The organism is Streptomyces sp. NPDC044984, assembly GCF_040646935.1.
Lineage (GTDB): Bacteria > Actinomycetota > Actinomycetes > Streptomycetales > Streptomycetaceae > Streptomyces.
The window spans coordinates 206,261-218,315 of the sequence record NZ_JBEZBE010000003.1 but is presented as its reverse complement, the minus strand read 5'-3'; the positions used below and the strand labels follow the sequence as shown (position 1 = coordinate 218,315).

At 72.9% G+C, this 12,055-nt stretch carries 12 protein-coding genes; 6 read left to right on the top strand and 6 right to left on the bottom strand.

The annotated features are described in order from the left end of the window. Positions 1 to 10: 10 nt before the first annotated feature. The 3 genes from AB0A94_RS04840 to AB0A94_RS04830 all read left to right on the top strand — a co-directional run bounded on the left by AB0A94_RS04840 (position 11) and on the right by AB0A94_RS04830 (position 1,653). Positions 11 to 424 carry a roadblock/LC7 domain-containing protein gene (locus tag AB0A94_RS04840; RefSeq protein WP_004983065.1) on the top strand — a complete coding sequence of 138 codons (414 nt, stop codon included), beginning with the start codon at positions 11 to 13 and terminating at the stop codon, positions 422 to 424. A 94-nt stretch (positions 425 to 518) separates the two neighbouring features. Beyond that, positions 519 to 1,091, top strand: a complete 573-nt coding sequence (locus AB0A94_RS04835) for a DUF742 domain-containing protein (RefSeq protein WP_361738908.1) — start codon at positions 519 to 521, stop codon at positions 1,089 to 1,091. Then, positions 1,072 to 1,653 (top strand): ATP/GTP-binding protein, encoded by a 582-nt coding sequence (locus AB0A94_RS04830; RefSeq protein WP_030216560.1) that lies wholly within the window; start codon positions 1,072 to 1,074, stop codon positions 1,651 to 1,653. The genes AB0A94_RS04835 and AB0A94_RS04830 overlap by 20 nt, the downstream gene beginning before the upstream one ends. Positions 1,654 to 1,841: 188 nt before the next feature. On the opposite strand, the gene AB0A94_RS04825 is transcribed toward AB0A94_RS04830, so the two are convergent. The 3 genes from AB0A94_RS04825 to AB0A94_RS04815 all read right to left on the bottom strand — a co-directional run bounded on the left by AB0A94_RS04825 (position 1,842) and on the right by AB0A94_RS04815 (position 4,777). Then, a complete protein-coding gene (locus tag AB0A94_RS04825) occupies positions 1,842 to 2,036 on the bottom strand; it encodes an acyl-CoA carboxylase subunit epsilon (protein ID WP_361738905.1) in 195 nt (64 codons plus the stop codon). 35 nt (positions 2,037 to 2,071) lie between these two features. Further along, entirely contained in the window at positions 2,072 to 3,655 is a 1,584-nt protein-coding gene (locus tag AB0A94_RS04820; protein WP_361738902.1) for an acyl-CoA carboxylase subunit beta, read from the bottom strand. A gap of 258 nt (positions 3,656 to 3,913) precedes the next feature. Further along, complete coding sequence (locus AB0A94_RS04815; RefSeq protein ID WP_361739188.1) at positions 3,914 to 4,777, bottom strand: SDR family NAD(P)-dependent oxidoreductase; 864 nt, start codon at positions 4,775 to 4,777, stop codon at positions 3,914 to 3,916. 284 nt (positions 4,778 to 5,061) lie between these two features. Between AB0A94_RS04815 and hpnR the strand changes: the two genes are divergently transcribed. Together hpnR and AB0A94_RS04805 are read left to right on the top strand one after the other, a co-directional pair. Further along, the gene (gene hpnR / locus AB0A94_RS04810; protein WP_361738899.1) at positions 5,062 to 6,561 is read left to right on the top strand and encodes a hopanoid C-3 methylase HpnR; all 1,500 of its coding nucleotides are present in this window, start codon (positions 5,062 to 5,064) and stop codon (positions 6,559 to 6,561) included. A gap of 23 nt (positions 6,562 to 6,584) precedes the next feature. Beyond that, positions 6,585 to 7,463, top strand: a complete 879-nt coding sequence (locus AB0A94_RS04805) for a DMT family transporter (protein ID WP_361738897.1) — start codon at positions 6,585 to 6,587, stop codon at positions 7,461 to 7,463. Between the two features lie 285 nt (positions 7,464 to 7,748). Here the strand turns inward: AB0A94_RS04805 and AB0A94_RS04800 are convergent, their stop codons facing one another. Next, positions 7,749 to 9,053: a glycosyltransferase gene (locus AB0A94_RS04800; protein ID WP_361738894.1), complete on the bottom strand. Its 1,305-nt coding sequence runs from the start codon at positions 9,051 to 9,053 to the stop codon at positions 7,749 to 7,751. Positions 9,054 to 9,190: 137 nt separating this feature from the next. On the opposite strand from AB0A94_RS04800, the gene AB0A94_RS04795 reads away from it, so the two are divergent. Beyond that, on the top strand, positions 9,191 to 9,799 hold the full coding sequence (locus AB0A94_RS04795) for a YceI family protein (protein ID WP_361738891.1): 609 nt from the start codon (positions 9,191 to 9,193) through the stop codon (positions 9,797 to 9,799). A gap of 29 nt (positions 9,800 to 9,828) precedes the next feature. On the opposite strand, the gene AB0A94_RS04790 is transcribed toward AB0A94_RS04795, so the two are convergent. Together AB0A94_RS04790 and AB0A94_RS04785 are read right to left on the bottom strand one after the other, a co-directional pair. Next, on the bottom strand, positions 9,829 to 10,170 hold the full coding sequence (locus AB0A94_RS04790; protein WP_361738888.1) for a hypothetical protein: 342 nt from the start codon (positions 10,168 to 10,170) through the stop codon (positions 9,829 to 9,831). A gap of 474 nt (positions 10,171 to 10,644) precedes the next feature. After that, positions 10,645 to 12,003 carry a hypothetical protein gene (locus AB0A94_RS04785; RefSeq protein ID WP_361738885.1) on the bottom strand — a complete coding sequence of 453 codons (1,359 nt, stop codon included), beginning with the start codon at positions 12,001 to 12,003 and terminating at the stop codon, positions 10,645 to 10,647. Positions 12,004 to 12,055 lie beyond the last annotated feature (52 nt).

Genomic DNA, 12,055 nt, shown 5'->3' with positions numbered 1-12,055 from the left:
TGTGAGCCCGATGAGCCAGGCGGCACAGAACCTGAACTGGTTGATCACCAACTTCGTGGACAACACCCCGGGGGTGTCCCACACGGTGGTGGTCTCCGCCGACGGACTCCTTCTGGCGATGTCCGAAGGTTTTCCCCGCGACCGCGCGGACCAGCTCGCGGCCGTCGCCTCCGGTCTGACGTCTCTGACGGCAGGCGCCTCCCGGATCTTCGAGGGCGGCAGCGTGAACCAGACGGTTGTGGAGATGGAGCGGGGATTCCTGTTCATCATGTCCATCTCCGACGGTTCGTCGCTCGCGGTTCTCGCACATCCGGAGGCGGACATCGGCCTCATTGGGTACGAGATGGCCCTTCTGGTCGACCGTGCCGGTACGGTCCTGACGCCGGACCTTCGAGCGGAGCTCCAAGGGAGCCTTCTCAACTAGAGGACAGACGGTGCGTTTTGGCGTCCCGGGGTCGTAAGGTTTCGGGACGCGGCTCCACAGTGATGGGTGCCAGGCACGGTCGGAGGAGGAGAAAGTGGCAACACCCCCAGGCGGTTCATCGTCGGGCGACTGGTCGTACGGTCCTGCACAGGGCCAGAACGACGGTGCCCAGAGCGGGTACGGCTACCCCTCCGCCCCGAGCCACCGGCAGCCGTACGCGCCGCAGGGCCCCGGCCCTTCGCCGTACGACCAGCCGCACGCCCCGCACATCCAGCCGGTGCAGCCGCAACGCCGAGCACCCGAGCCGGCGCCCGCCGGGGCGTCGAACAATCCCCTGGTGCGCCCGTACGCGATGACGGGCGGCCGCACCAGGCCGCGGTACCAGCTCGCCATCGAGGCGCTGGTGCACACCACCGCGCAGCCGCATCAGATGCAGGGCCAGCTGCCCGAGCATCAGCGGATCTGCACCCTCTGCCGGGAAATCAAGTCGGTGGCCGAGATCTCGGCCCTGCTGACCATCCCTCTCGGCGTGGCCAGGATCCTCGTCGCCGACTTGGCGGAGGCGGGACTGGTCGCCATCCATCAGCCCGGCGGCGACGAGAACGCCGGCGGCCAGCCAGACGTGACACTGCTCGAAAGGGTGCTCAGTGGACTTCGCAAGCTCTAGCGGCGGTCCTTCCCGCTCCACCACCTCGGCGAAGATCGTGGTGGCGGGTGGCTTCGGCGTGGGCAAGACCACGTTCGTCGGGGCCGTTTCGGAGATCAACCCGCTGCGCACGGAGGCCGTCATGACGTCTGCTTCGGCAGGCATCGACGACCTCACCCACACCGGGGACAAGACGACCACGACGGTCGCCATGGACTTCGGCCGCATCACCCTGGACCAGGACCTGATCCTGTACCTGTTCGGCACGCCCGGCCAGGACCGCTTCTGGTTCATGTGGGACGACCTGGTGCGCGGCGCCATCGGCGCGATCGTGCTGGTGGACACCCGGCGTCTCGCCGACTGCTTCCCGGCGGTCGACTACTTCGAGAACTCGGGTCTCCCCTTCGTGATCGCGCTCAACGGCTTCGACGGCCAGCAGCCCTACCAGCCGGACGAGGTCCGGGAGGCGCTGCAGATCGGGCCCGACACCCCGATCATCACCACGGACGCGCGCCACCGTGCCGACGCGAAGTCGGCGCTGATCACTCTCGTGGAGCACGCGCTGATGGCGCGCCTGCGCTGACGACCGCGCCGAGCGACACGACAGCCCCCCGCGGCCACCGAGCTGCCGGGGGCTGTCGCATGCCGGGTGCGGGCGGTCCGTGGCTGGTCGCGCCCGTGCGGCGGAGCCGCACGGCGTCACAGCCCCGTGCCCCTGGGCACATGAAGAGGCCCCTCCTTGCAAGGAGGGGCCTCTTCATGTCTGCGAAGTCAGCGCCAGCTGTGGGGCGCCCGGAAGCCGTTCTCGCGTTCCAGGCGGCGCCAGCCCGCCCGCGCACGGCCGCGGTGGGCCGGCTCGGCGGCGGACGGCAGCGCGGCCGCCCGCGCCAGCAGGATCGCCGTGATCGCGGCGACCTCCTCCGGCCCGGCGTGGCCCTTCTCGACACGGATGTCAGGTGTGCTCATGGCTCTCAGTCTCCCTGGGAGAGATGTCCGCCGGGTTACTGCGGCGGGTTGCCGTGCTTACGGGACGGCAGGTCGGCGTGCTTGGTCTGCAGCATCGCCAGCGAACGGATCAGCACCTCACGCGTCTCGGCGGGGTCGATCACGTCGTCGACCAGACCGCGCTCGGCCGCGTAGTACGGGTGCATCAGCTCGGACTTGTACTCCTTGACCATGCGCGTCCGCATGGCGTCGGGGTCCTCGGCCTCGGCGATCTGGCGGCGGAAGATGACGTTGGCCGCGCCCTCCGCGCCCATCACGGCGATCTCGTTCGTCGGCCAGGCGTAGGTGAGGTCGGCGCCGATGGACTGGCTGTCCATGACGATGTAGGCACCGCCGTACGCCTTGCGCAGGATCAGCGAGATCCGCGGCACGGTGGCGTTGCAGTAGGCGTAGAGCAGCTTGGCGCCGTGGCGGATGATGCCGCCGTGCTCCTGGTCGACGCCCGGGAGGAAGCCGGGGACGTCCAGGAAGGTGAGGATCGGGATGTTGAAGGCGTCGCACATCTGGACGAAGCGGGCGGCCTTCTCGGACGCCTCGATGTCCAGCACGCCCGCCAGCGACTGCGGCTGGTTGGCGACGATGCCGACGACCTGACCGTCCATCCGGGCCAGGGCGCAGATGATGTTGCGCGCCCAGCGCTCGTGGACCTCCAGGTACTCGCCGTCGTCGACGATCTCCTCGATGACCTTGGCCATGTCGTACGGCCGGTTGCCGTCGGCGGGGACCAGGTCGAGGAGGACGTCGCTGCGGCGGTCCGCGGCGTCGGCGCACTCCACGCGCGGCGGGTTCTCCCGGTTGTTCTGCGGGAGCAGGGAGAGGAGGTAGCGCACCTCGTGGATGCACGTCTCCTCGTCGTCGTAGGCGAAGTGGCAGACACCGGAGGTCTCGGCGTGCACGTCCGCGCCGCCCAGGCCGTTCTGGGTGATCTCCTCGCCGGTGACCGCCTTCACGACGTCCGGCCCGGTGATGAACATCTGCGAGGTGTCGCGGACCATGAACACGAAGTCGGTGAGGGCGGGGCTGTAGGCCGCGCCGCCCGCGCAGGGGCCGAGCATCACACTGATCTGCGGGATGACGCCGGACGCCCTGGTGTTGCGCTGGAAGATGCCGCCGTACCCGGCGAGGGCCGAGACGCCCTCCTGGATGCGGGCGCCGGCACCGTCGTTCAACGACACCAGCGGCGCGCCGGCCGCGATGGCCATGTCCATGATCTTGTGGATCTTGGTGGCGTGGGCCTCGCCCAGCGCGCCGCCGAAGATCCGGAAGTCATGGGCGTAGACGAAGACCGTGCGGCCCTCGACGGTGCCCCAGCCGGTGATCACACCGTCCGTGTACGGCTTCTTCTCCTCGAGACCGAAGCCGGTGGCCCGGTGCCGGCGCAACTGCTCGACCTCACGGAAGGACCCCGGGTCCAGCAGCAGTTCGATGCGCTCCCGCGCGGTCAGCTTGCCCTTGGCATGCTGCGCCCGGGTCGCCTTCTCGCTCGGGCCGGTCAGTGCCTGGGCACGGATCTCGTGCAGTTCGGCCACGCGTCCGCGCGCGTCGGTCGGCTCACCCGGCGCCTCATCCAAAACGGTCATGTAGTGACCTTACGAAGCCCACCCGCAAATGCGAGCCGTCCACTCCTCACAGTCCTCGGGGTGTTTTCCTGGTACCCCTGAACAGAACCATGGCGGCCCACAGCCGTTCCGACTGCTCAGAGGGCGTCCGGCTTGTAGGAGTCACACAAAGACGCCATCTGAGAGTCACCTCACATTCATGGGTGGCACATGCACCCGTTCGGGTCGGTCCGCCCACCCGGAGCGTGGCGGTGGCGGTGGCGCGCTCGCGCCGGGGTCTCAGCCGAAGCGGTTCAAAAGCCTGCGGTAGAGGCCGGGGGTGAGGGCGCGCACCCGGGGCGGGAGGGCGAGCCAGGCGGGGACGCAGGTGTCGTCGCGGCCCTGGGAGACGGCGTTCCAGACGGCGGCCGCGACCCGGCCGGGCGAGGTGGGGCGCGGGTGGGAACGTTGGTACGGCGTGCCGCGGCGGTCGAAGAAGGCCGTCTCGACGGGGCCGGGCACGACGAGCGTCACCCCCACGCCCGTACCGCGCAGTTCCTGCCGGAGCGCCTCGGCGAACGCGGCGAGCCCGGCCTTGGCCGCGGAGTACACCGCCTCCTCCCGTACGCCCACCGAGCCGGCCACCGAGCCGACGAGCACCACCCGGCCGCCGCCGGCCGCCACCATCGCGGGCAGCACCTCCCGTACGAGGTGCAGCGTCGCGTTGAGGTCCAGGAACAGCACCCGGTCGATGTCGGTGTGCGGCATCGTCAGGAACGGTCCCGCCCAGCCGATGCCCGCCCCGGCGACCAGCACGTCGACGCGTCCGGTCTCCCGCAGCGCGGCCTGTGCCAGCATCCTGGCTCCGTCCGGCGCGGCGAGGTCGGCGGGCAGCAGGACCGCCGAGGTTCCGGACGCCGTCTCCTCAAGGCGCCGCCGGTCCCGGCCGCTGAGCAGCAGGTGCCAGCCCCCGGCGGCGAAGCGCCGCGCGGTGGCCGCGCCGATGCCCGAGGAGGCGCCGGTGACGAGGGCGACGCGCCGCTCCGTGCGCGTCGGCGGCCCGTGGCCGCGCGCCGCCGACGGGGCGGGGGCGGCGGCACGGGCGACGCCGTGCGCGGGGTCCGCCGGGGGGTCGTAGGTGGAGCCGGAGCCGGTGGTGGTCACGAGTCGGTCTCCCATGCGCTGTCGCTGCGGTTCCTCGTCATCCAGGACACCCCCACTCCGGCGCACCGCGCCAACGCTGGGGCCCGTCCGCCCGGCGCGCTCCGGCCCCGCCGGCGGGTGGTGTCCGGGCCCTCGGGGGCCGGTGCGCCGCACCGCAGGACCACTCCTGCGGGCCGCGGGATGCGGCCAGGCGGGCGTACGGCGGGTACGCGGCCGCGCGTGCCGGGATACGAAGGGGAGACCCTTTCCGTACCCGGTCCGTCCGGCCCCGTGGCGAGGTCACCATGCGTCTGCTGCTCGTCCACCCCAGTGCCCTGATGTACTCCGAGATCTTCCTCCGCCTCGAACCGCTCGGCCTGGAGCGGGTGGCGGGCGCCGCCCGTGCGGCCGGTCACGAGGTCCGGGTCGTCGACCTCCAGGTGCTGGGCGTGAACCGGCTGCGCGACGAGGTGCGGTCCTTCCGTCCCGAGGCGCTCGGCATCTCGCTGAACTACCTGGCGAACATCCCCGAGGCGATCGCGCTGGCGACGCGGGTGAAGCGGGAGGTGCCGGGCTGCTTCGTGTTCCTCGGCGGGCACAGTGTCTCGTTCGTCGCCGAGGAGGTCATCGAGCAGGCGGCCGGCGCGGTCGACGCGGTGGTCCGCGGGGAGGGGGAGCCGGCGGTCGCGCCGCTGCTGGAGGCGGTGCGCGACGGCGGGGTGGAGGGCGTGCCGGGCGTCGTCACGGCGGCCGGGCGCGGGCCGGCGCCGCTGATGCTGCACGGCATCGACGGACCGCTCCCGGCCCGCGACCTGATGCGCGGCCGGCGCCGCTACTTCATCGGCGAGCTCGACCCGTGCGCGTCCGTCGAGTTCACCCGCGGCTGTCCCTGGGACTGCTCGTTCTGCTCGGCGTGGACGTTCTACGGCCGCAGCTACCGCAAGGCCTCGCCCGAGGCGGCGGCGGAGGAGCTGGCGAGGATCCGCGAGCCGAACGTGTTCGTCGTGGACGACGTGGCCTTCATCCGGCCCGAGCACGGGAACGCCATCGCCGCCGAGGTGGAACGGCGCGGCATCCGCAAGAAGTACTACCTGGAGACCCGTTCCGACGTCCTGCTGCGCCACCCGGAGGTGTTCGAGCGGTGGGCGCGGCTGGGGCTGCGCTACATGTTCCTCGGCATGGAGGCGATCGACGCCGAGGGGCTCGACCTGTACCGCAAGCGGGTCAGCCCGGACGAGAACCTGAAGGCGCTCCGGACGGCCCGGCGGCTCGGCATCAAGGTCGCGATCAACCTGATCGTGGACCCGGCCTGGGACGAGGAACGTTTCCGCGTGGTGCGGGAGTTCGCGCTGGCCGTGCCGGAGATCGTGCACTTCACGGTGATGACGCCGTATCCGGGTACGGAGATCTGGCACACCGAGTCGCGCCGGCTCACCACCCGCGACTACCGCCTCTTCGACATCCAGCACGCGGTGGTGCCGACCACGCTGCCGCTGGAGCGCTTCTACGAGGAGCTGGTGCGGACCCAGGCGGTCATCAACCGCAAGCATCTGGGAATGCGCACGGCCTTCGGCGCGGCGCGTGTACTCGCCCGCAACCTGGCGCATGGGCAGACGAACTTCGCCCGCATGCTGTGGAAGTTCCACCAGGTCTACAACCCGCGCCGGCAACTCGCCGACCACGCGCGGCCGGTGCGCCACGAGCTGCCGCTCCCCCAGCGCCTCGACGTCGGCGACCGGCGCACGCTGTACGTCCACACCCGGGGGGCGACGCGGGGCGCGCCGACCGGCCGGACACCCGACTAGTCCGCTTCCGGGGCTCTTCCGCCATGGCGATCGCCGTCCTCGCCTCGCTCGCCGCCGGTGTGTGTTTCGCCGTCGCGGGGGTCCTGCAGCAGTGGGCGGCGGCGGCACGGCCGGACGCGGAGGCGCTCACCGCGCGGCTGCTGGGGCGGCTGGCGCGGGATCCCCTGTGGCTGTGCGGGATCGGGCTGGCCGTGGTGGCGTACGGATTCCAGTCGCTGGCGCTGGCGTTCGGGCCGCTGAGTCTGGTGCAGCCGCTGATCGTCGCCGAGCTGGTCTTCGCGGTCCCGCTGTCGGCACGCCTGTACCGGCTGCGGCTGGGCCGGCGGGAGTGGTCCGGCACGCTCGCGGTGGCGGCGGGGCTGGCGCTGGCGCTGCTCTCCGCCCGCCCGCACGGCGGCGACCCCCGGGCGGCCGGCCTGCTGCCCTGGTTGCTGGCCGTCGGCGCGGTCGCGGCCGTGGTGTGCGGTGCGCTCGTGGCCGCGCGGGTGCTGTCCGGCCCGTGGCGGGCCTCGGCGACGGCACTCGCTGCGGGGGCGGTGATGGGCACCCAGTCCGTCCTGCTGGCCGCGACGGTGGACCGGCTCCGGCACGGACTGCCCACGGCCCTGGCCGCCTGGCAGACCTACGCGCTCGTCGCCGCCAGCGTGGGCGGCCTGCTGCTCATCCAGAGCGCCTTCCAGCAGGGTCCGCTGGCCGCGAGCATGACGGTCCTGGACGCGACCGAGCCGGTGGTCGCGGTGGCCATGGGCACGCTCCTCTTCGACGAGACGATCCGCACGGGCTGGCCGGTCTCGGCGGCGACGCTGACGGGGCTGGCCCTGGTGGCGGCGGGCATCGCGGCCCTGGACACGTCACCGGTCATCGCGGCGTCGCACGGGCGGCACCGGGCCGCCGACGAGTGACCGGGTCCCGGCCACGGGGTTTCCTCACCCCCGCCGCCCCTTCCCGTCCCTGGGGGCTGCGCCCCCAGACCCCCGTTTGCGCAGGGAAGAAGTGCGCGGGGAGGGCACGGGTGGTTCCGTCATACGGCTGCTGCGGCTGCATCGTGGCTGGTCGCGCAGCGGAACTGCGCGAAGGGGGTCCGGGGGCGGAGCCCCCGGGGACGGGAAGGGGCGGCGGGGCGAGGAAGCTCGGCGGCGGGCGTGCGGTCGGCCACGGCGTGTGCCGGGCGCCCCGGGCCGGGTGGCTCAAGCGGTACGGGAGCCGGCCCCGCGGGGCGTGCGAGCCGGCTGGGTCCAGACCGGGAGGAGGTCCTCCTCGAGTACGCGGTCCCAGCCGGGATGGACGGTCCTGGACGTCTCCGCGGCCCGACGCCGCACCGCCTCCCGTGCGGCAGGCCGCTCGATCAGCGGGTGCAGGGCGTCCGCCCAGACCGACGGCTCGTCGGCCGGGACGACGATGCCGTCGCGCCCCGGCGCGGCCAGCCAGCGGGTGGTGCGCGCGCCCTCGGGCAGGACCACCGCCAGGCCGCACGCCATCGCCTCGGCGACGACGTTGCCGCTGGTCTCCGTACGGGACGGGAAGGCGAAGACGTCGCAGCCGGCGTACACCCGTGCCAGCCGGTCCTGCGGGAGCGGCCCGAGCAGGGTGACGTCCCGGCCGAGCGCGCGGCGCACGGCGTCCTCCTCGGCGCCGGAACCCGCCATGACCAGGTGCGCGGCACCGCCCCGGGCGCGCAGCAGCCGGACGCTCTCGGTCAGCAGCGGCACGCCTTTGCTGGCGTCCAGCCGGCCGGCGAACAGCACCAGCGGGCGGCCGGCCGGGACGCCGTACGCGCGGGTCAGCCAGGCCCGCGCGGTGGGGTCGGGCCGGAAGAGTCCGTGGTCGACGCCCCGGCGCAGCAGCGCGACCCGGTGCGGGCCGAGGACGCGGGCGAGTTCCGCGCGGCCTTCCGGGGTCGGGACGAGCACGCGTTCGCAGGGGTCCAGCAACCGGTCCCGGCGCCGGCGCAGCGCGCTCTCGGCCCGGTCCGCGAGCAGGTCCTCCACCCTCGGATGGCTCCCGGGCAGCCAGCGTTCGGCCAGGTAGCGGGCGTAGACGGAGGCCAGCAGCGGTACGTCGGTGTGCACGGAGCCGATGAGCCGGGGCCGTGGGGCGGACCGCCGGGCCGCGCGGCGGTGGAGCCGTACGGCGGTGGCGGCGAAGGCGAAGCTGTGCGTCAGGTGCCAGACGTCGTGGCGGGGTAGCAGGGCGGCGAGCCGCGGGTGGTACGGCGCGAGGTCGCAGACGTCCTCCGCGCGGTCGGCCGAGCGCGTCGCCGCCGAGCTGAGCACCGGCCGGAGCATGACGAACCGGACGTGCGGGGAGAGCGGCTCGACCCGCTCGCGTTCGCCGAGGAAGTAGACGGTCAGGTCGAGGGGTGTGCCGCCGGAGCCGTCGGGCAGGCACTCCGGAAGGCGGGCGGCGCTCCGCGCGAAGTGCTCCCAGCACTTCACCTGGCCGCCCGACGTATCGCGTCGCACCAGCTCCACCAGGACCGCGACCGAGGACACGACCGGCGAGTACCACGCGTCGCGGCGGCCCAATCGCGCCATCCTCGTCAGACATGTTGAAAGTTCAAAGGAATGGGTCTACGGTGGAGCCCGTCGGATTAGTTGAACGTTAAACGTCATTCTCCGGGAGGACCATCATGGGCATCTTCAACCGCAAGGACAACGAGACCGCCACCGCGACCGCCGGCTCCACGGCGAGCCCGGATCTGGCCGCGCTGACCGGCGAGTACACGATCGACCCCGCGCACTCCACGTTCGGCTTCGTCGCCCGGCACGCCATGGTCACCAACGTCAAGGGCAGCTTCCAGGACTTCACCGGCACGCTGCACCTGGACGGCACCGACCCGTCGAAGTCCACGGCCACCATCGACGTGGTGATGGACAGCATCGAGACGGGCAACGCCGACCGCGACGGCCACCTGAAGAGCGCCGACTTCTTCAGGACGGACGAGTTCCCGACGATGACCTTCCGCACCACCGCGGCGGAGGCCCTCGGCGGCGACGACTACCGCATCACCGGCGACCTGACGATCCTGGGCACCACCCGGCCGCTCAGCATCGACCTGGAGTTCAACGGCGCCGCGAAGGACCCCTTCGGCAACGAGCGCGTCGGCTTCGAGGGCAAGGCGGAGATCCTGCGTTCCGAGTGGGGCCTGACCTGGAACGCGGCGCTGGAGACGGGCGGCGTCCTGGTCTCCGACAAGATCAAGCTGAACTTCGACATCTCGGCGATCAAGCAGGCGTGAGCCCCGCCGGCCCCTCGGGGCACCCGAGTTCACCACGGCAGCGGCCCGGAGCCCGACGAGGCGTCCGGGCCGCCGCCATGCCGGACCGGTGGTCTCTCCCCGTGGCACAGCCGCTCCAGGCGCCCCGTCCCCATGACCCGGTCCCCGGTGGCCCCGCCCGGTCCGAGCAGCGCGCCGACGGCCTGCTCCCAGCGGTCGCACCGCATCGGGGCCGGGCTTCCGCGGTACGGGCCGAGCCCCTCCCCGAAGCGGCGGAGCGACTCGGCCCCGGTCGCCTCGCAGGCGCGGAAGCAGGACCCGTGGGCTGCCCTGGCAAGTGAGTCGAGGAGGAACGGCCTGCCCTGTCGCCGCCGCACGGAGACGACGCCCATGGTCGCCTCCGTGCGTCGAGGAAGTGCGTTTCCCGGAACTGCGCTTCCCCGGCGGTCGGTGGCGCGTTCGGTCACGGGGGAGGCGCATCATGGTCGTATGACGGTCAGCAGCGCGCCCTCACGGCCCGGGTGGGTCGTCGTCGCCGAGTACGAGAACCTGCCGGGTCGCCTTCACCCCTGGGCGGTCGTGTGCGGTTGACTGCGTGAGCGGGGGATCGACTGGATGCCGTTCACCGCGGAGGAGCTGCGGCTGGATCACGCGTGCGGGCCGGGTCGTGACGGGCGGTGGCGGGGGTGGATCACCGTGTCCGTCGACGCGGAGGCGCTGCGGCGGCTCGGGCTGGATCCCGGGCGGGCCGGCTCCGTCGTCCCGGGCGGCGCGTCGCCGCCCGGGTGGTGGCATGCCGCCGGGGAGCGGTACGCGGTGGAACGCGGGTGGCCGAGGCGGGATCCGCCGGGGGATCCCCCGGCCGGTCAGAAGCCGCCGCCGAAGTCCCCGCCGCCGCCTCCGAAGTCGCCTCCGCCGAAGCCGCCGCCCCCGCCGAAGTCGCCACCGAAGTCTCCGCCGTCGAAGTCCGCGCCCGAGACGTCACCGCCCTCGTAGCCGCCGAAGTCGCCGTAACCGGCGCCGTAGTCGGCCGCGTAGGCGGGGCCGGCCATCATGCCGCCGAGCATGGTGCCGACGAGCAGGCCGGGCAGCAGTCCGCCGCCGAAGTAGCCGCCGGCCCAGGGGCCGTACGCGGGACCGGCGTCCCAGTAGGGCCGGCGCCCGTACTCGGTGTCGACCTCGCGGACGGCGGGATCGAGGCCGTCCGCCAGCCGGGTCCGGTCGGCCGCGCACACCGGGACCTCGCGCTCGGCGCCGCCCGGCGGCGTCCAGACGGCGTCGGCGACCGAGGGGCCGTGGCGCGGGTCGAAGAAGCAGGGCGGGCGGCGCTCCGGCAGCGGGCGTCCCGCACGCCGGGCGGCGAGGGAGGCGAGGGCGAAGCGGCCGTCCTCCACGGCCTGGGTGACGGCCCGGACGTCCTCCGGTTTGCGGGCCGCGGCCATGAACGACTTGGACTTCTCGTAGGCGTCCAGCGCGTGCGCGTAGTCCGCGCGCATCGCGTCGTCCGCGCCGGGCTCGGCCGGGTGGAAGTCGAGGCGGTCGAGTTCCTCGCCGAACGCGGTGATGTCCTCGTCCACCACCACCCGCAGCTTCTCCAGCGCGGCCCGCTGCTCCTCCTCGTGGCGCCGCCGGTTGCGCCGGACCAGGGCGTACGCGCCCGCGCCGCCGGCCGCCAGCACCGCTCCGACGGTGATCAGCCCGCCGACGGGGACGTCACCGCCGGACCCGTCGCTCCAGGAGTCCGGCGCGGAGCCGCCGGTGCTGCGCAGCGCGCCGTCGACGAAGTCGTTCAGCTGGGCCTTGGCGTCACCGGCGCCCTGCACGGACGTCACCAGGTTCCGCACGCCCTGGCGGCTGAGCACGCTGCTGTCGGCGCGCGCGTCGAACTCGTCGCCGAGGCGGATGCCGTACAGACCGGTGACGCCGGTCTCGGTGCGCAGGTTCCGGAAGAGGTCCTGCGTCGGGTAGTCCGCCGGGAGGACCGCCACGAAGACCGGTTCGCCCGCGTCCTCGATCTTGTCGGCAAGGGCCTCGGCGTCGGACTCGGCCAGGACGTCCCGGGCCTCGGGGTCGACGTAGACGGGACTCTCGCGCAGCTCGCGGGCGACCTCCGAGAGGTCCGTGGCCGCCTGCGCCCCGGGCGCACCGGCCATCAGGACCGCCAGTACGGCGGCCACCGGCAGGATCAGCAGGCGTACGAGGGTACGCAGCGACGCGTCCTTCATATGTTCGAAGCTACCCGAATCCCGAAGGAAACGGACATCTGGACCGGCAGGG

Excerpts from the sequence above, each read along its gene's own strand:
- AB0A94_RS04790 (WP_361738888.1), bottom strand. The coding sequence starts at position 10,170 with ATGGGCGTCGTCTCCGTGCGGCGGCGACAGGGCAGGCCGTTCCTCCTC.
- AB0A94_RS04795 (WP_361738891.1), top strand. The coding sequence starts at position 9,191 with ATGGGCATCTTCAACCGCAAGGACAACGAGACCGCCACCGCGACCGCC.
- AB0A94_RS04785 (WP_361738885.1), bottom strand. The coding sequence starts at position 12,003 with ATGAAGGACGCGTCGCTGCGTACCCTCGTACGCCTGCTGATCCTGCCG.
- AB0A94_RS04805 (WP_361738897.1), top strand. The coding sequence starts at position 6,585 with ATGGCGATCGCCGTCCTCGCCTCGCTCGCCGCCGGTGTGTGTTTCGCC.
- AB0A94_RS04820 (WP_361738902.1), bottom strand. The coding sequence starts at position 3,655 with ATGACCGTTTTGGATGAGGCGCCGGGTGAGCCGACCGACGCGCGCGGA.
- AB0A94_RS04840 (WP_004983065.1), top strand. The coding sequence starts at position 11 with ATGAGCCAGGCGGCACAGAACCTGAACTGGTTGATCACCAACTTCGTG.
- AB0A94_RS04825 (WP_361738905.1), bottom strand. The coding sequence starts at position 2,036 with ATGAGCACACCTGACATCCGTGTCGAGAAGGGCCACGCCGGGCCGGAG.
- hpnR (WP_361738899.1), top strand. The coding sequence starts at position 5,062 with ATGCGTCTGCTGCTCGTCCACCCCAGTGCCCTGATGTACTCCGAGATC.